The following is a 16,878-nucleotide window of genomic DNA, read 5'->3' as shown; positions in this document are numbered from 1 at the left end:
ACCGCGACATCGTCGTGCGCTTCGGCCGCTTCCCGCACCGCAACGCCGCCCTGGCGCGGGTGACCACGCCGGAGGAGCGGGAATTCCTGGATGAGGGCGGGTTCGGCGGCTAGAGCCTTCCGGTTCATATGGAATCATTTGAACCGGACAAAAAGGCTCTAAATCAAAAGCTTAGAGCACGACGGGCGCTTGAACCGGTATCCACTTCAAGCAGTCGTGCTCTAGGCGGATCGTGACGCTCTGACCGCACCGCAGCGGCGCTCTATCGAGTCATGCCGCCCGCTTCGCTTGTTACAATCACGCTTGACTTTTATTTTGGGCGGCGTTCACTCCACAGCTTGTTGGACTGTGACTGAAACGCGCACCAGACGCGTTCAGCGGTCCAGGGGAGGCTAGATCGTGGGCAACCAGGCTTCGAGATTCCGTGTCGCATTGATGGGCGGCGGCGCCCTGACGCTGGCGTTGGCGGCCCAGCCTGCGGTCGCGGCGGACGCCGCGGCCAAGGGGTCCGCCGAAAGCGCCACCACCATCGAATCGGTTGTGGTTACCGCCCGCCGCTCCAGTGAAAAGCTGCAAGAGGTGCCCATCGCGGTGACGGCGGTGACCGCCAAGCAGTTGGAAACCCTGAAGCCGCGGACGCTGGAGGACCTGAACGGCATCGCGCCCAATGTGGAAATCGGCCGGGTCGGCGCCGGGGCCGGATCGTCGGCCATCTACATCCGCGGCCTGGGCTATTCCGATATCGAGAAGGGCCAGAACCCGGCGGTCGGCCTGCTCATCGACGATGTGGTGATCGGCACCAACACCGCACAGCTGATCGATTCATTCGACATCGCCCAGGTCGAGATCAGCCGAGGTCCGCAGGGGATCTTCTTCGGCAAGAACACCACCGCCGGCGCGATCAGCATCCACCGCACCCGGCCGACCCACGCGTGGGGCGCGAACGTGAGTGTCGGCTATGGCGACTATCGACAGAACGCCGAAAAAATCACCCTCAACGCGCCGTTGGGTGAGACCGCCGGCCTGAAGGTGGGATACTCATTCCGCTCGCGCCACGGTTTCCTGGACAACCTCTACACGCAGAAGAGCTATGGTCGAGATGCGCTCTCCACCGGCACGGTGGCGCTCGACTGGAACCTGACGCCCGACCTGCACCTGTTGGCGACGGCCGACTTCACGCACCAGTATGGCGAAGGCACCCCCGTCGCGCTCGGCAACCCGCTGGCGGCCCAGGTCTACAGCTTCCTGCCGGCGGTGATCCCGGGCCTTGCCTACAACAAATACGGGTCCCCCTTCATCCCCGGGGTCACCATCCCGCTGGGTCCGCTGCAGGTCGCGAACGACTTTCCGGACCGGAATCTACTGACCCAGCAGCGCTATGCCCTGAACGTCGACTACAACACGCCGATCGGCCAACTCGTTTCGGTGACGGCGTTCATCCATCAGCACGATGACGCCGAACAGGACTTCGACGGCAGTTGCGGCGCATCCGTGCTGGGCGGCGGGGTTTGCCGGGTGCTGCCAAACCCGATCCTGGGGTTCCTGCACACCTCGCGCCCGCAGAAATATGACCAGTTCACCGAGGAAGTCCGGCTGTCGCACGACTTCGGCTCGAGGGCCAAGGCCACGGTCGGGGCCTACTATTTCCACCACACGATCGAGGCCCTGCAACTGACCCGCACGAAGGTCCCCGGCGTGCCGCCGACCAGTCCGATCACCAATCAGATTTCGGGCGAACGGAACCACAGCATCTCGGTGTTCGGCAACCTCGACGTGAACGTGACCAGCCAGCTGAAGATTTCAGGCGGCCTGCGCTACATCGACGAGTCGACCAGCTTCCACAACGCGTTCAACATCATCTTCCCACCCGGAACCAGCACGCCTCAAGGGCCCCCGTTCCGCGGTTCGGAGTCGTGGAGCAAGGTGATCACCCGGTTCTCGGCGGACTACAGGCTGTCCGACACCAGCCTGCTCTACATCAGCCGTAGCCAGGGGTTCCGGTCCGGTGGGTTCTCGCCGCGCGGCACGCTTTCGGAGTCCCGGGTGGGCAGCACCAATTTCTCGCCGGGCGCCAACTATGCGACCTTCAACCCGGAAACCGACGTCTCCTATGAACTCGGGGCGAAGAACACGTTCCTCAACGGCCAAGTGGTGCTGAACGTCGCCGGCTTCTGGAACATCGACAAGGACCACCAGGCCGGCCAGGTCGTCACCACCCCGGGCGACGGCCCCGGCACCAACACCTACATCGTCAACATTCCCCGGGTCAGGATCAGGGGCGCCGAATTCGAATTCGCCTATCGCCCCGAACAGGCGCCCGGCCTCACGCTCACCGCCTCCGGCGGGATGCAGAACGCCAAGATCACCAACGGCAAGCTGCCCGGCGTGGTCTCGCCTATCGGACCCGGCGGCCAGGCCGGCGCGCCTGGCACGGTTTCCGACATCACCGGCAAGCCGCTTGAACGCGTCGGGAAGTATAACTACCGGGTCGGCATCGACTACGTTTTCGACGTGGGACCGGGCGCCGTCGATGTCACGGCCGCCTACAACTGGACCGACAAATATCTGTTCACGACCCTGGCGGGTCTTGGCGACTACCAGCCTTCCTTCGGCCTGTTGAACGCCTCGGCCTCGTACAGCTGGAAGCAATACAAGCTGACCGTGGCCGGCAAGAACCTCACCGACAAGGTCTATCGCAGCAACTCCTTGCCCGTGGTGTTCTTCCAGGGCTGGGGCGATCCGCGCACCGTCTTCGTGGAGCTACAGGCCAAGTTCTAACCCCGGCTCGGGCGAAAACAGTTCGAGATGCCGCTAACAGTCAGCCTTGACTTTATATATCGCGTCCCGATGACTTCGGGTTGCGCCTCGCGGGGGCCGCCGAAGCCCGAACACGGGCGGGGCGTATTGCAAGCTGGGGAGTGCGTCCGACGATGGAGAGGCCCGCGCCCCCCCTTCTGACGGCCAGGCTGATCGGCGCCGGCGACGACCTGGCGAAGGCGATCGGCCACGCCCTCGGCGCGGACGGCGCGCGGCTCGTCGAAAGCCCGGCTGACGAAGACTCTGCCGGCCTCGACATCCTGGTTTTCATAGCCCCCGATACGACGATCGGTCCCATCGCCAAGACGACCGCCATCGACTTTTCCGGTCAGGTCGGGGCCAGCCTGCGGGCGGCATTCCTTGCGCTGCAGACCGGCGTGTCCTCGATGCGCGCCAAGGGGGGCGGGGGGTCGGTGGTGTTTGTCGCCCCGCCGGCTGGACAACGACGCGCGTTCGACGCCCTGACGCAGGGCCTCCGACTCATGACCAAGGCCGCAGCCCTGGAGCTGGGTCCGGAGAAGATTCGCGTCAATATCGTGCTGCCGGGCAGCGGGGAAAACCCGCTCGGCCGCCCCTACATGCCCGCCGATATCGCCGCCGTCGTGGCCTTTGCTGCGTCCGGGAGATCGCGGTTCATGACCGGCGCGGACCTAGTGATCGACGGCGGGGCGCTGGCCCGATGACCGGTGGCCTTAAAGACCGGGTGGTGGTGGTCACCGGCGCCACCAAGGGCATCGGCCGCGAGACGGCGAAGCTCCTGGCCCGCGAGGGCGCCAAGGTCGCCTGCACCGGGCGGGACGCCGCTGACGGCGCCAGCGTGGTCGCCGAGATCACCGCCGAGGGCGGCAAGGCGATCTTCGTCCCCCATGACATCGCCAGCGAGACCGACTGGCGCACGGTGATGGCTCGGGCCGAAGCCGAGCTGGGCGGCGTCTATGGCGTGGTGAACAACGCCGGAGCCTTCTTCGTGCGGCCGCTCGCGGACACCACCGAAGCGGACTTCCAAGGCATCTATGACGTCAACGTCCAAGGCGCCTTTCTCGGCCTGAAGCTCGGGTTCGAAGCCATTGCCCGCGCCGGCGCGCCCGGCGCCATCGTCAACGTCTCCTCGCTCATGGGCCAGGTCGGCTTTCCCGGGGCCATCGCCTATTGCGCCACCAAGGGCGCCGTCACCGGCCTGACCAAGACCGCGGCCGTGGAAGGCGCGGCCATGCGACCGCAGGTGCGCGTCAACTCGCTGCATCCCGGGGTGATCTGGACGCCGATGATCACCAGCCAGTTCGGAGACGATCCGGCCCTGGCAGACGCCTTCGCGGACGACACACCTTTGAAGATGATCGGGCTGCCGCAGTACATGGCGGACGCCATCCTCTTTCTGATCGGCGACGAGGCGGCCATGGTCACCGGCGTCGAGTTGACAGTCGACGGCGGGCGAGGCGCCGACTGACGCCCATGGAAGGATCGATGAGATGCAATTGAGCCGCGACGACCTGAAGCGCGCCTACCGTGGGATGTCCACGATCCGCGCGTTCGAGGAGCGGGTGGATAAGGAGTTCGCCCTGGGCAATATCCCGGGCTTCGCCCACGTCTATCTGGGTCAGGAAGCCTCAGGGATCGGCGTCTGTTTCGACCTCAGCGACGAGGACCAGATCGGCTCGACCCACCGCGGCCACGGGCATTGCATCGCCAAGGGCTGCGACGTGAAGGGCATGATGCTCGAGATCATGGGCAAGGCCGGCGGTCTCTGCGGCGGCAAGGGCGGCTCGATGCATATCGCCGACATGTCCAAGGGCATGTTGGGCGCCAACGCCATCGTCGGGGGTTCGCCGCCGATTGCGGTCGGTGCGGCCCTCACCCAGAAGCTCCTGAAGACCGGCAAGGTCGCGGTGGCGTTCTCCGGCGACGGCGCCTCGAACCAGGGCACCACGTTCGAAGCGCTGAACATGGCCGTCGTGCTCGGCGTACCGGCGATCTTCGCCTTCGAGAACAACGGCTATGGCGAACATACCGCCGCCAGCTATGCGGTGGGCGCCCCGTCGATCGCCGAGCGCGCCAAGAGCTTCGGCATGCCGGCCGAGGTGGTCGACGGCTCGGACTTTTTCGCGGTCCACGACGCCATGGGCCGCGCGCTCGAACGCGGGCGGGCGGGCGAGGGGCCCTATGCGCTGGAGATCGTCTGCTCGCGATTCCTTGGCCACTTCGTGGGTGACCCGCAAGCCTACCGCCTGCCCGAAGAGCTGGCGCAGGCGCGGGCCAACGATCCGCTGGCCCGGTTCCGCACCAAGGTCACCGAGGCGAGTCTCCTGGACGACGCCGATCTGAACGCCATCGACGCTGAGGTTCTGGCGCAGATCGAGGAGGCGGTGGCGTTGGCCATCGCCGCCCCCCGGCCGGACCTGTCGACCCTCGAACAAGACGTCTACGTCAGGTATTGAACATGGCTCGCAAATCCTATCGTCAGGCCATCAATGAGGCGCTCCGCCAGGAGATGCGGCGCGATTCCAAGGTCATCGTCATCGGCGAGGACGTCGCCGGCGGTCAGGGCGCCTCGGGCGAAACCGGCGGGGTCGGCGGCGTATTCGGCGTCACCGGCGGCCTCTACAAGGAATTCGGTCCCGAGCGGGTGATCGACACCCCGATCAGCGAGAGCGCGATCATCGGGGCGGCCTCCGGCGCGGCGCTCACCGGCATGCGGCCCGTCGCCGAGATCATGTTCGTCGACTTCGTCGGCGTCTGCTTCGACCAGATCTACAATCAGGCCGCCAAGTTCCGATACATGTTCGGCGGCAAGGCCAAGACGCCGATGGTCATTCGCACCATGATCGGCGCCGGTTTCCGGGCCGGCGCCCAGCACAGCCAGACCCTGCATCCGCTGTTCACCATGATCCCGGGTCTCAAGGTGGTCATGCCGTCGAACGCCTATGACGCCAAGGGCCTGTTGATCAACGCCATCCGCGACGACGACCCGGTGATCTTCATGGAATCCAAGGTGCTCTACGACACCGAGATGGAGGTTCCCGACGAGGCCTACCGCATCGCCTTCGGCGAGGCCAACATCGCGCGGGAGGGCAAGGACCTGACGTTCGTGGCGTTTGGCCCCATGGTCCCGCGTGCGCTGGCGGTGGCCGAGGTCCTGGCCAAGGACGGGGTGTCGGTTGAAGTGATCGACCCCAGAACGACATCTCCGCTCGATGAGGACGCCATTCTGGACAGCGTCGGGAAGACCGGCCGTCTGGTGGTCATCGACGAGAGCCCGCCGCGCTGTTCGCTGGCGGCCGATGTCGCCGCCATGGTCGCCAGCAAGGGCTTCCGCAGCCTGAAGGCGCCCATCGGCCAGGTGACCTGTCCGCACACGCCGGTGCCCTTCGCGCCCAATCTGGAGGACGAGTTCCTCCCCAATCCGCGGCGCATCGAAGAGGCGGCGCGCGCGGCGCTGTCCTGGCGCTGATCCGACACAAGGAGCGATCATGACCACCAGCCGCCAGTGGCTGATCAATGGGCGACCGAACGGCCGCGCGCTGGTCCAGGATGACTTCAAGTGGGTGGAGACCGAGGTTGGCGCGCCGGGCGAGGGCGAGGTGCTGGTCCGGACCCTCTATCTGGCGTTCGATCCGGCGCAAAAGGGCTGGATGGAGAACATCGGCGGCTACACCGCGCCCACCGAAATCGGCGACGTGATGCGTGGCTCCGGCCTGGCCGAGGTCGTCGCATCGAACAGCCCGCTGCTGCGCGAGGGCGACAAGGTCACCGGCATACTGGGCTGGCGCGACCTGGCCACCCTGCCCGCCAAGGACCTGTTGAAGTTGCCCGATGACGGGCCGCCGACCGCGCACCTCGGCGTCTTGGGGACCACGGGCCTCACCGCGCTGTTCGGACTGCAGCGGATCGGCAAACCCTTTCCTGGCGACACGGTGGTGGTCACCGGCGCAGCCGGCGCGACGGGCTCCGTGGTCGGCCAGATCGCCAAGATCGGCGGCTGCAAGGTCATCGGTGTCGCGGGCGGGGCGGAAAAGTGCCGCTGGCTGGTGGATGAACTCGGGTTCGACGGGGCGGTGGACTACAAGGCCGGCGACCTCCGCAGGCAGGTGCGTGAACACGCCAAGGGCGGGATCGACGTCTTGTGGGACAATGTCGGCGGGCCGATCCTCAACGATCTGATGGGCGAGATCGCCCTGCACGCCCGGGTGGTCATCTGCGGCGGCATCAGCCGCTACCAGCTGGGACAGATGCCCGCCGGTCCTGAGAACTACTTCAACCTGGTGTTCAAGCGCGCGACCATGGAAGGCTTCATCCTCACCGACTTCATCGGCGAGTTTCCGTGGGCGCGCCGGCGAATTTCGCAATGGATTGCGGACGGACGCCTAAAGTTCAAGGAGGACATCCAGGTCGGCCTCGAGAACGCGCCGCAGACTCTGATGCGCCTCTTCGAGGGCGCCAACTTCGGGAAACAATTGCTCAAGGTCGCGGACGGAGGCTGAACCCTTGCCGGTCATTCGGTACGGCGAGCCGCTGCGGATCCTGGTTTCGGTCAAGGGGCACCCGTTTGACCGCAACGCCTTCGCGTCGGTGTTCGAGGACATGCCGGGCGTCCAGGCCAGCTTCGTCGACCAGCCGGCCGCCGGCCGCCTGATGAACCCGGACGCCATGGACGGGTTCGACGCCCTGGTGCTCTACGACATGCCCGGGATCGACTTTGGCGCCGAGCGCGACAAGCCGGGAGTCGTGGCGCCGGAGGCCTCGGTCAAGGCGGGCCTCAAAGCGCTGCTGACCCAGGGCAAGGGGGTCGTCGCCCTGCATCACGCTATCGCCGGATGGCCGGGCTGGCCGGAGTATGCGGACTGGCTGGGCGGCCGGTTCCTCTACAAGCCCACGCTTGTGCGGGGTCGGATGTGTCCGGACTCCGGCTATCGGCACGACGTCGCCTATGACGCCGAATCCGCCGATCCGGCGCACCCGATCCTTCAGGGCGTGCCCGCATCGTTCCCGCTGCGGGACGAGCTCTACCTCTATGAGGTGTTCGAGGCCGAGGTGCGGCCGCTGCTGCGGGCCCGCCACGCCTTCGTTCGCGACGATTTTTTCTCGGCCCACCACGCGGTCGCGCGGGGCCGGATGTTCTCCAACGAGGGCTGGGACCACGCGGCGGGGTCAAATCTGATCGGCTGGACAAAGCGGGCAATCAACAGCCCGCTGGTCTATCTTCAGCCCGGCGACGGCCCGGAGACCTACGCCAACCCCGATTTTCGCCGGATCGTTCGCAACGCGATCGAATGGGTCGCCTCCGAAGCCGCGCTCGCCTGGGCGCGAGGCGAACGATCAAGCTCGGCGCGCCAAAACGAAACAGACTGACGCGTTCAAAGAAAACACGAGTGACTTTTTTATTCGACGCCGTATGGTTTTCTCACCGACGCGCCTGAGCGCGCTGGGAGGATTGACGCATGAGCCAAGTTGTCGCCGAAGGCGTGTTCGTCGAGGGCGCGGGCGGGCCTCGGATGATCGCCGGCCGGCGCAAGGCCGATGGCGAAATTCGTTTCCCGATGCCCTCGGGCGCCGACGCCGCCCTCTACGATGCGATCGAAGTGACCGGCGAGGGCCGCCTGTGGTCGTACACGATGCAGCGATTTCGCCCCAAGACACCGCCTTACATCGGCGACGACGACGAGAAGAGCTTCAAGCCCTTCGCCTTGGGATATGTGGAATTTCCCGGTCAGGTGATCATCGAGGGGCGCATTCTCGTGGATGACATCGCCGACCTGAAGATCGGCCAGCCCATGCGCGTGGCCATTGAGAAATTCCCGACCTCAAGCCGCGGCGAGCTGAGCACCTACGCCTTTGAACCGGCGACCTGAAACGAGGAGGCTGTAGACATGACCCAAGTTCATATCATTGGGGCCGGAATACACCCGTTCGGGCGCCATGACGACAAGACCGGGCTCGACCAGGGGGTGCATGCCGTCCGCGAGGCGCTGGCCGACGCCGGCCTCGAGTGGTCCGACATTCAGTTCGCGTTCGGCGGCTCCTCCGCCGCGGGGAGCGCGGACGCCGCCCTGCCCCGCCTGGGTCTGACCGGCGTGCAGTTCATCAACATCTCCAACGGCTGCGCCACGGGCGGCTCCTCGCTCCTTTCGGGCTATTGGGCGATCAAGTCGGGCGAGTTCGATCTGGGCGTCGTGATCGGCTTCGACAAACACCCCAGGGGCGCCTTCAACGCCGACCCGGAAGCCTCAGGCCTGCCGCGCTGGTACGGCGAAACCGGCATGATGCTGACCACCCAGTTCTTCGCCATGAAGATCCGCAGGTACATGGAGCTTCACGACATCAGCGCCACGACACTGGGGCGCGTGGCGGTCAAGGCCTACGAGAACGGAACGGTCACGCCGCACGCCTGGCGGCGGTCCCCGGTCGATCTGGAGACCATCATGACCAGCCAGATGCTGTCGGACCCGCTGACCAAGTTCATGTTCTGCTCCCCGGCCGAAGGCGGCGTGGCGCTGGTGCTGGCGTCTGAGACGAAGATGCGGGAGCTGGGCCTCGCCGGACCCCGGGTTCGCGGGGCGGCGGTCCGCACCCGTCCCAAGGGCTCCTTCGAGGTGTTCGCGCCCTCCCTGGACATCGAACGCGGCGTCTCACCGACCGAGTTGGCGTCGAAGGCGGCGTACGACATGGCAGGCGTCGGTCCCGGCGATATCGATGTCGCGCAGATTCAGGACACTGAATCCGGGGCCGAGATCATGCACATGGCGGAGAACGGATTCTGCGCCGACGGTGAGCAGGAGCAGTGGCTTGCCGAGGGGGCCACCCGGCTTTCGGGTAAGCTCCCGATCAACACCGATGGCGGCTGCCTGGCCTGCGGCGAGCCGATCGGCGCGTCAGGCCTGCGGCAGGTCTATGAGAACGTCCAGCAACTCCGCGGACGCGCGGAAGCCCGGCAGGTCGGCGGCGCTCGCCTCGCCTACAGTCAAGTCTATGGCGCGCCGGGTCTTTCCGCCGTCGCAATCCTGGAGATCTAGACATGGATGGATCCGCGCCAACCTATCGCCCCGATCGCCACCCGTCGGAGTCGTACGACGACATTCTCAATCGGGATACGCGGGTCGTTCCAGAGTTCATGCGCCAGGGCCCGACCCCGGACATCGGACTGGAACCCGTGCCGGTGTCGCGATATTTCGACCCTGTTTTCTTCCAGAAAGAGATCGATCATGTCTGGTCGAAAATCTGGCAGATGGCCTGCCGCGAGGAGGATATCCCCGAGACCGGCGACTATCATATCTACGAGGTCGTCGGAAAATCGTTCATCGTCACCCGGACGGCCACGGGGGAAATCCGCGCCTACTACAATGCTTGCCTGCATCGCGGCCGCAAGCTGGTGACACTGAACGGCTGTAAGGACGAGTTCCGCTGCCCCTATCACGGCATGTCGTGGAACACTGACGGCACGTTCAAGGAAAACCCCATCGGCTGGGACTTCCCGCAGTGGGAGGGCCGCGACATGGGCCTGCCGCAGGCGAAAGTCGACACCTGGGGCGGCTTCGTGTTCATCAACATGGATTTGAACGCGCAGCCGCTGATGGACCAGATCGGTCCGCTGGCCGAGCATTTCAAAGGCTATGACTACGCCAACCGCTACAAGTCGATGCACGTTTCCAAGGTGGTTCGCTGCAATTGGAAAGCGCTGGCGGAAGCCTTCATGGAGAGCCACCACTCCGTCACCACCCACCCGCAGATCCTGCCGTTCCTGGCCGACGCCAACAGCCAATACGATGTGCTGAACGACTATGTGAGCCGACAGTTCTCCGCCTCGGGGGTGCCCAGCCCATTTGTCGCCGACGAGAACTACACGCCGACCGAGATCATCCAGGCCATGGGCGGCACGAGCGGAGGGCGGCGCGGTTTTGCCGCCGAGGCCGAGAACCTCGTACCCGACGGCATGAGCGCCCGGGCGTTCGCCGCCGAGCAGGCCCGCACAATGCTGGGCGCCGAGGACGGCTGGGACTACTCGCAATGCTCGGACGCCGAAATGGGCGATCCGCTGCTCTACAATTTCTGGCCGAACATGAGCTTCTGGGGCGGATACGCCCCCAATCTGGTCTATCGCTGGCGGCCGAACGGCCGCGACCCGGACAGTGGGATCATGGACGTGATCATGCTGAAACGCGTCCCCAAGGAGGGGCCCCGGCCTAAGCCGGCGCCGGTGCGCGAACTGAGCGTCGACGATCCGTGGAGCGACGCGGTCGAAATGGGCGGCCTTGCCGGAATCTTCGAGCAGGACATGGGCAACTTGCCCTACGTGCAGGAAGGCCTGCATGCGTCAGGCAATGGCGAGGTCCACTTCGGGCGCTACTCCGAAATGCGCATCCGCCAGCTACACCTCATGATCGACCGCTATATAGCGGCCGGAGAAGCCGCCGCCGGCAAGTAGGCCGCTATTTGGCCGCCATCGCAGCGATCACCGAGGCGGTGATCTCATCCCCCGTCGGGTTGCGGCGCAGGGTGAGGCCGCCGTTCACCTGCAGGTTCTGGCCGGTCATGAAGCACTCGTCGCTGGCCAGCCAGACGGCCGCCGCGGCGATGTCGTCGGACGTGCCCACGCGGCCCAGGGGATAGGCGCTCGCAAACGCCGCGAACACCCCGGGGGTCTGCTTGGCGCCCGCCGTCATGGGGGTGTCGGTCAGGCCCGGCGAGATTGAATTGGCGCGGATGCCCCGGGCGCCGAACTCATTGGCGACACAGCGGACCACGTGATCGGTTCCCGCCTTGGTGCCCATATAGGCGGCGTGGTCGTTGAGCATGATGGTGGCGGTGGCCGAGCTGATCTGGATCAGCGAACCGCCCTGATCCATCGCACCGATCATCGCCTGCAGGAAGAAGATCGGGCCGACGAACTGCAGGTCGCTCATCGCCTTGAGCTCGGCTTCCGAGTTCTCCAGGAAGGGCTTCAGGAGGCCCCAGCCCGTGGCGTTCACGCCGATCTGCACGCCGCCGAGTCTGGACTTCGCCGTTTCGGCCAGGGCGAACACGTCGTCCCGCCGGGTGATGTCGCAAAGCGCCCAGTGACCGCCGATCTCGCCGGCGAAGCGGGCGAGCTCATCTTCGCGCCGCCCTGCCACCAGAACCTTGGCGCCCTCCTCCGCGAACCGGCGCGCGATGACCTGGCCCATGTTGTCCCGGCCCGCCGCGCCCAGCACAACCGCGCCCTTGCCTTCAAGTCGCCCCATCGTGTCGCTCCCGATCCTGATGCTACATGCCCGGGTGGCCGGCCATCATGCCGCCATCCACCAGGAATTCCCCGCCCGTGACATAGCTCGCCTCCTCCGACGCCAGGAACACCGCCATGGCGGCGATCTCCTCCGGCCGACCCATCCTGCCCATCGGCGACATGGCGTGGAATACCGGCAAGAGGTGCGGCGCGGCGTCCAGGGCCGGACGCAGGATCGGCGTATCCGTGGCGCCGGGATGCAGGGAGTTGCAGCGGATAGCGTAGCCGGACCGCGCGCAGTGCGCCGCCACCGCCTTGGTCAGCATCCGCACGGCGCTCTTGGTCGCCGAATAGGCCGCGTCACTCGGGATGGCCGCGTAGGCCGCGGTTGAGGCGATGTTGATCAGCGCGCCCCCGGACCCCTGGGGATTTTTCCGCATTGTCGAAATGCCGTGCCGGCAGCCCAGCATGACGCCCGTCAGATTGACCTCGATGACCCGGTTCCAGGTCGCCAGGTCAATGTCCTCGATCGACTGTCCGCTGACGATCCCGGCGTTGTTGACCACCACGTCGAGGCGCCCGAACCGGCGCCAGACAACGGCCATGAGGCGCGCCCACGCGGCGTCGTCGGCGACGTCGAGCTCATGGAAGAGGCCGCCGGTTGCCGCGGCGATCTCCGCGCCCAGGTCGGTCTGAAGGTCGGCGACGATCACGGAAGCGCCCTCGGCGGCGAACCGCTTCGCCGTCGCCGCGCCGATCCCCGAAGCGCCGCCCGTGATGATCGCCACCCGCCCCTGCAACCGTTCCATCCCTCACCTTAAGGTGGTCAGAAAAGCGACGGCAAGGCTTTGTTCAAACAATGTAGCTTGTTTTCGGCGACTCTGCCGGAAACCGTTTGATCGCAGGCCTTGAGCAGGTCTAACCTCGCAGTCTGAGGCCGCCCGTAAACCGGCTGAAATCATAACAACTTCAGGACGGAAACATGACTATTCAGGGCAAGATCACCGAAGCGTCAAATCCATTTCTGAGTGGCAACTACGCGCCCGTCATGGATGAGCATGTGACCCCGTGCCTTGAGGTCGAAGGTGAGATTCCACAGGATCTGAGCGGCAGTTTCCTGCGGATCGGCCCCAATCCAGTGTTCGTGCCGGACGTCGCGACCTATCACATCTTCGACGGCGACGGGATGATCCACGCGGTCCAGTTCGAGAACGGCAAGGCCACCTATCGCAATCGCTTCGTCGACACCGAGGGCCTGCGCCTGGAACGCGCCAAGGGCACGTGGATCTGGAAGGGCATGGCCAGCATGGGCGACCTGGTGAAGGGCGTGCCGCCGCCGGCCGAGGGGATGTTCAAGAACACCGCCAACACCGCGATGGTCTACCACAACAACACGCTCTACGCCCTGATGGAGGCGGCCCCGCCGCACGCGATTCAACTGCCGGACCTGGCCACCCGTGGTGAGCATACGTTTGGCGGCAAGCTCACCCACCCCTTCACCGCCCATCCGAAGGTGGACGCGGTGACGGGCGAGATGAAGACCTTCGGCTATTCGCCGTTCGCGCCCTACCTGACCTACAGCGTGGTCGATGCGAAGGGCGAGATCGTGCACACGACGCCGATCACCATGCCTAAGGGCGTGATGATGCACGATTGCGCGATCACCGAGCACCACACGGTGTTCCTGGACATGCCGATCACCTTCGATCTCGGCCGCGCGATGGCCGGCGGTCTGATGCTGGACTGGGAGCCCGAGAACGGCTCGCGCCTGGGGGTCATGCCGCGCTTCGGTCGAGACGAGGACGTCAGGTGGTTCGACGTCGCGATCTCGATGGTGTTCCACGTGTCGAACGCCTGGGAAGACGGCGACGAGATCGTCGTGCAGGGCAGCCGCTCGATGCGCACCGATATCTCCCGCGCGACCGAGAACGCGGCGCAGCAGGAGGCCATGACCGACCAGCTGGGCCAGCTCTATGAGTGGCGGCTCAACATGCAGACGGGCGCGGTCAAGGAAGGCTATCTCAACACCGCGCACTACTGCGACTTCACCCGGATCAACGACGATCTTTGCGGTCGCAAGACCCGCTACACCTACGCCGCCCGCTTTGACCCGGCGCACGGTGCGTTGTTCGACGCCGCCCTGAAGTATGACGGTTCGACCGGCGAGATTCAGGTGCACGCGCTGGGGGCCGGCCGGTTTGGCGGCGAAGGTGTGTTCGCCAAGCGCGCGGGCGCCACGTCAGAGGACGATGGCTACGTCATCTCATTCGTCTGGGATGAAAACCTTGGACAGAGCGAGTGCCTGATCATCGACGCCAAGGACTTTGAAGGCGCGCCCGTGGCGAAGATCCGCATCCCGCACCGGGTGCCGTTCGGCTTTCATGCGGGATGGGTCCCGGCGGGCTGAGCCCGCGGACCCGCGCGGTTCCCGAGGCCGGCGCAGCCAGCCTCGGGGTTGCCGCCATCATCCGGCAGGCGGCCGAGGCTTGTTGCTCAGGCGCCAATCCTGGCGCTTGGCCCAATGGTCCATGGTTTCCAGCTCGATCGGAATCCTCTCCAGCACCGGCCCCATATCGACCCTGAACGGCTTCAGCGGCGACCGGTTGTTGTACTCGTAGAACGCACCGATGGCGGGGGCGAGATGGGACCGCTCCTCTTCGCCCATGTCATCGCCGAAGGCATTGGCCAGGTGCCGGCCGAACTCCGCCGGCGTGCTGGGGTCGTACTTGATCGGCCGCCCGACAGCCTCCGAAAGATACTTGGCCACTGTCCGCGGCTTCAGGATCTCCGGGCCGCCAATATTCATCCAGGCGCCTTCGAGGTCGGGGCGATCGATCGCGGCGATCATGAACTTGGCCACGTCGTCCAGGCTGATCCAGCTGCATTCCAGATCCGGGTGGTGCGGATAGACGTAGCGCCCCTCATTGACGATGAACGGGAACGCCCAGTTGGTCAGCAGATTGTCCATGAACAGCACCGACCCGAACACCGTGGCGGGGACGCCGGTGCGCCACAGGGCGTTGATCGCCTTGGTGTTCTCACCATAGCTGAACGGGTCGCCGGCCTTGTCGGGGATCCACCCCGACGTGTTCCAGACCACGCGCTTCAGCCCGGCGCGCTTGCCCGCGCGGCCGATCGTGGTCACCGCGACCACGCGATCGACCCGGGCCCGTAGGGGATGGGTGTAGAAGGCGGCGTCGGCGCCCTCCATCGCCGCGAACACCGAGTCCTCGTCGTAGATGTCCGCGGGCCGCACCTCGACGTTCTCGAACGTCTCCCCATAGAAGGGATCCGCGCTTCGCGAGATCGCCCGCACGTCATGGCCCGCGGCCTTGAGCTGGCGCACCTGCGCCAATCCCTGCCGACCGCTCGCGCCGAAAACCGCAACCAAAGCCATGTCTGCTCTCCTTCAGGATCGTGTAAAATCGAACTCGGACTAGGGGTGACCCAACACCGGACGCGCGGCGTTTGCGGCCCGCAAGGTCAGCATGCTGGTCACCACCGCCACCAGGACCATCGCCGCCAGGACCAGGTAGGCGCTGCGGAACGCCGCCAGGCCCGCCAGCGGCCCGGCCAGGCCGATCACCGACAGCGCGACGGTCGCGCCCAGCGGCACGCCTATCGCCTGGGACGTCATCAGGACGGCCGTGGCCGCGCCCTGCTGCAAGGGCGGAATGCCGGACGTTGCGTCGGCCATCAGCACCATGAAGGCCCCGGTGGTGCCGAAGCCGATCACCACCGAGCCCAGGGCGATGGCGATCCAATAGTTCGGCTGGACGCTGAAGACCGCCAGCATCGCCAACCCCAGGACGAACAGCCCAAAGCCGCCGAATACGATCAGGCGATGCGGCGTATGGGCCATGACCGGCGCCAGGGCCTGGCCCGACGCCATGACCGCCGCCGCATAGGGCATCATCCCCAGGCCCGACTGCATGGCGGTCATCTTCAGACCCGCCTGCATGTAGAGGTTCAAGAGAACGAAGACGCCGCCGACCGCAGCCATGATCAGCAGGAAAATGATGTTCGCCGCCGCGAAATTTCGCCGGCCGAACAATGAAAGGGGTGCGAGTGGCGCGCTGGCGCGGCCTTCCACCACGAAGAACAGGGCAAACCCGACCACCCCCGCCGCCAGCATCGCCAGGGGCTGAGGCGCGGTCCATCCCACCCGGCCCATCATCGACACCGCGAGCAGGATGAGCGCCATGCTGATCGTGATCAGCGCCGCGCCGAGCCAGTCGACCTTGCCGCTCTGGCGTTGCACCGGCGGCGGCCTGGGCACCACCATCAGCGTCAGGACGATCGACACGAGCGCCAATGGCGGGTTCAGCAGAAATACCGATCGCCAGCCGTAGTGAGTGGTCAGGATTCCGCCGATCAGCAGGCCGATCACCAGCGACAGGCCCTGCATCACGCCGAACACGCTCAAGGCCTGGCGACGAGGGGCGCCGTCCGGCAGCAGGGTGTTGATCAGCGAGAAATTGGCGGGACCCAGGATCGCGCCGCCGAGCCCCTGCAGCGCCCGCGCGGCGATGAGCACGGAGAGATCCGGCGACAGCGCGGCGCCGAGCGACCCCGCCCCGAACAGGGTAAGGCCGATCAGCATGCAGAGCCTCTGTCCGAAGATGTCGGCGGCCCGTCCGGCCAGGATCAGGATGCCGCCCCCCGCCAGGGCGCCCGCTGAAATGACCCACGACAGCGAAGCGGGCGGGACTTGCAACTGCAGACCGATGGACGGCAAGGCCATGCTGACAATGGAGAAATCGATGGTCGCAATCAGCTGAGTCAGGCCGACCAACAGGATCACCAGCCGATAGTCCGCCCCGCCCCGCGCCATACGATCGACCTCGGCCTCTGCAGCTTGACTGCGG

At 65.9% G+C, this 16,878-nt stretch carries 16 protein-coding genes; 12 read left to right on the top strand and 4 right to left on the bottom strand.

Translation table 11 applies throughout. The annotated features are described in order from the left end of the window. The 11 genes from Q0R13_RS10015 to Q0R13_RS09965 form a co-directional block, all read left to right on the top strand. Positions 1-113, top strand: a 113-nt coding sequence (locus tag Q0R13_RS10015; RefSeq protein ID WP_293903229.1) for a DUF924 family protein, incomplete at its 5' end; no start/stop codon positions are given. Positions 114-399: 286 nt separating this feature from the next. Further along, complete coding sequence (locus Q0R13_RS10010; protein ID WP_293903226.1) at positions 400-2,778, top strand: TonB-dependent receptor; 2,379 nt, start codon at positions 400-402, stop codon at positions 2,776-2,778. A 152-nt stretch (positions 2,779-2,930) separates the two neighbouring features. Further along, a complete protein-coding gene (locus Q0R13_RS10005) occupies positions 2,931-3,500 on the top strand; it encodes an SDR family oxidoreductase (protein ID WP_293903223.1) in 570 nt (189 codons plus the stop codon). After that, on the top strand, positions 3,497-4,264 hold the full coding sequence (locus Q0R13_RS10000) for an SDR family oxidoreductase (RefSeq protein WP_293903220.1): 768 nt from the start codon (positions 3,497-3,499) through the stop codon (positions 4,262-4,264). The genes Q0R13_RS10005 and Q0R13_RS10000 overlap by 4 nt, the downstream gene beginning before the upstream one ends. Positions 4,265-4,286: 22 nt before the next feature. Beyond that, entirely contained in the window at positions 4,287-5,252 is a 966-nt protein-coding gene (locus Q0R13_RS09995; RefSeq protein ID WP_293903217.1) for a thiamine pyrophosphate-dependent dehydrogenase E1 component subunit alpha, read from the top strand. A gap of 2 nt (positions 5,253-5,254) precedes the next feature. After that, positions 5,255-6,265 carry an alpha-ketoacid dehydrogenase subunit beta gene (locus tag Q0R13_RS09990; protein ID WP_293903214.1) on the top strand — a complete coding sequence of 337 codons (1,011 nt, stop codon included), beginning with the start codon at positions 5,255-5,257 and terminating at the stop codon, positions 6,263-6,265. 19 nt (positions 6,266-6,284) lie between these two features. After that, the gene (locus tag Q0R13_RS09985; protein WP_293903211.1) at positions 6,285-7,295 is read left to right on the top strand and encodes an NADP-dependent oxidoreductase; all 1,011 of its coding nucleotides are present in this window, start codon (positions 6,285-6,287) and stop codon (positions 7,293-7,295) included. A gap of 4 nt (positions 7,296-7,299) precedes the next feature. Beyond that, entirely contained in the window at positions 7,300-8,163 is an 864-nt protein-coding gene (locus tag Q0R13_RS09980) for a ThuA domain-containing protein (RefSeq protein ID WP_293903208.1), read from the top strand. A gap of 89 nt (positions 8,164-8,252) precedes the next feature. After that, the gene (locus Q0R13_RS09975; protein ID WP_293903205.1) at positions 8,253-8,663 is read left to right on the top strand and encodes an OB-fold domain-containing protein; all 411 of its coding nucleotides are present in this window, start codon (positions 8,253-8,255) and stop codon (positions 8,661-8,663) included. Positions 8,664-8,681: 18 nt separating this feature from the next. After that, positions 8,682-9,824: a thiolase family protein gene (locus Q0R13_RS09970; RefSeq protein ID WP_293903202.1), complete on the top strand. Its 1,143-nt coding sequence runs from the start codon at positions 8,682-8,684 to the stop codon at positions 9,822-9,824. A gap of 2 nt (positions 9,825-9,826) precedes the next feature. Further along, positions 9,827-11,233 carry an aromatic ring-hydroxylating dioxygenase subunit alpha gene (locus Q0R13_RS09965; protein WP_293903200.1) on the top strand — a complete coding sequence of 469 codons (1,407 nt, stop codon included), beginning with the start codon at positions 9,827-9,829 and terminating at the stop codon, positions 11,231-11,233. Positions 11,234-11,237: 4 nt separating this feature from the next. On the opposite strand, the gene Q0R13_RS09960 is transcribed toward Q0R13_RS09965, so the two are convergent. Next, entirely contained in the window at positions 11,238-12,029 is a 792-nt protein-coding gene (locus Q0R13_RS09960) for an SDR family oxidoreductase (protein WP_293903197.1), read from the bottom strand. 22 nt (positions 12,030-12,051) lie between these two features. Then, on the bottom strand, positions 12,052-12,819 hold the full coding sequence (locus Q0R13_RS09955; RefSeq protein ID WP_293903194.1) for a glucose 1-dehydrogenase: 768 nt from the start codon (positions 12,817-12,819) through the stop codon (positions 12,052-12,054). Between the two features lie 239 nt (positions 12,820-13,058). Here Q0R13_RS09955 and Q0R13_RS09950 point away from each other — a divergent pair, with 239 nt between their 5' ends. Continuing rightward, positions 13,059-14,417 (top strand): carotenoid oxygenase family protein, encoded by a 1,359-nt coding sequence (locus Q0R13_RS09950; RefSeq protein ID WP_293903191.1) that lies wholly within the window; start codon positions 13,059-13,061, stop codon positions 14,415-14,417. A gap of 57 nt (positions 14,418-14,474) precedes the next feature. Here Q0R13_RS09950 and Q0R13_RS09945 read toward each other — a convergent pair whose 3' ends face one another. Both Q0R13_RS09945 and Q0R13_RS09940 read right to left on the bottom strand, forming a co-directional pair. Next, on the bottom strand, positions 14,475-15,407 hold the full coding sequence (locus Q0R13_RS09945; RefSeq protein WP_293903188.1) for an NmrA family NAD(P)-binding protein: 933 nt from the start codon (positions 15,405-15,407) through the stop codon (positions 14,475-14,477). Positions 15,408-15,446: 39 nt separating this feature from the next. After that, entirely contained in the window at positions 15,447-16,844 is a 1,398-nt protein-coding gene (locus Q0R13_RS09940; RefSeq protein WP_293903185.1) for an MFS transporter, read from the bottom strand. Between the last annotated feature and the right edge of the window lie 34 nt (positions 16,845-16,878).

This window comes from Phenylobacterium sp. (assembly GCF_025351295.1).
Classification (GTDB): Bacteria; Pseudomonadota; Alphaproteobacteria; order Caulobacterales; family Caulobacteraceae; genus Phenylobacterium.
The sequence above is the reverse complement of the archived record's forward strand: the minus strand, read 5'-3'. Positions and strand labels throughout refer to the sequence as shown.

Coding starts and splice junctions, on each gene's coding strand:
- Q0R13_RS09940 (WP_293903185.1), bottom strand. CDS start 16,844: ATGGCGCGGGGCGGGGCGGACTATCGGCTGGTGATCCTGTTGGTCGGC.
- Q0R13_RS09955 (WP_293903194.1), bottom strand. CDS start 12,819: ATGGAACGGTTGCAGGGGCGGGTGGCGATCATCACGGGCGGCGCTTCG.
- Q0R13_RS09945 (WP_293903188.1), bottom strand. CDS start 15,407: ATGGCTTTGGTTGCGGTTTTCGGCGCGAGCGGTCGGCAGGGATTGGCG.
- Q0R13_RS09990 (WP_293903214.1), top strand. CDS start 5,255: ATGGCTCGCAAATCCTATCGTCAGGCCATCAATGAGGCGCTCCGCCAG.
- Q0R13_RS09950 (WP_293903191.1), top strand. CDS start 13,059: ATGGATGAGCATGTGACCCCGTGCCTTGAGGTCGAAGGTGAGATTCCA.
- Q0R13_RS09995 (WP_293903217.1), top strand. CDS start 4,287: ATGCAATTGAGCCGCGACGACCTGAAGCGCGCCTACCGTGGGATGTCC.
- Q0R13_RS09960 (WP_293903197.1), bottom strand. CDS start 12,029: ATGGGGCGACTTGAAGGCAAGGGCGCGGTTGTGCTGGGCGCGGCGGGC.
- Q0R13_RS09975 (WP_293903205.1), top strand. CDS start 8,253: ATGAGCCAAGTTGTCGCCGAAGGCGTGTTCGTCGAGGGCGCGGGCGGG.
- Q0R13_RS09965 (WP_293903200.1), top strand. CDS start 9,827: ATGGATGGATCCGCGCCAACCTATCGCCCCGATCGCCACCCGTCGGAG.
- Q0R13_RS10000 (WP_293903220.1), top strand. CDS start 3,497: ATGACCGGTGGCCTTAAAGACCGGGTGGTGGTGGTCACCGGCGCCACC.
- Q0R13_RS10005 (WP_293903223.1), top strand. CDS start 2,931: ATGGAGAGGCCCGCGCCCCCCCTTCTGACGGCCAGGCTGATCGGCGCC.
- Q0R13_RS09970 (WP_293903202.1), top strand. CDS start 8,682: ATGACCCAAGTTCATATCATTGGGGCCGGAATACACCCGTTCGGGCGC.
- Q0R13_RS09985 (WP_293903211.1), top strand. CDS start 6,285: ATGACCACCAGCCGCCAGTGGCTGATCAATGGGCGACCGAACGGCCGC.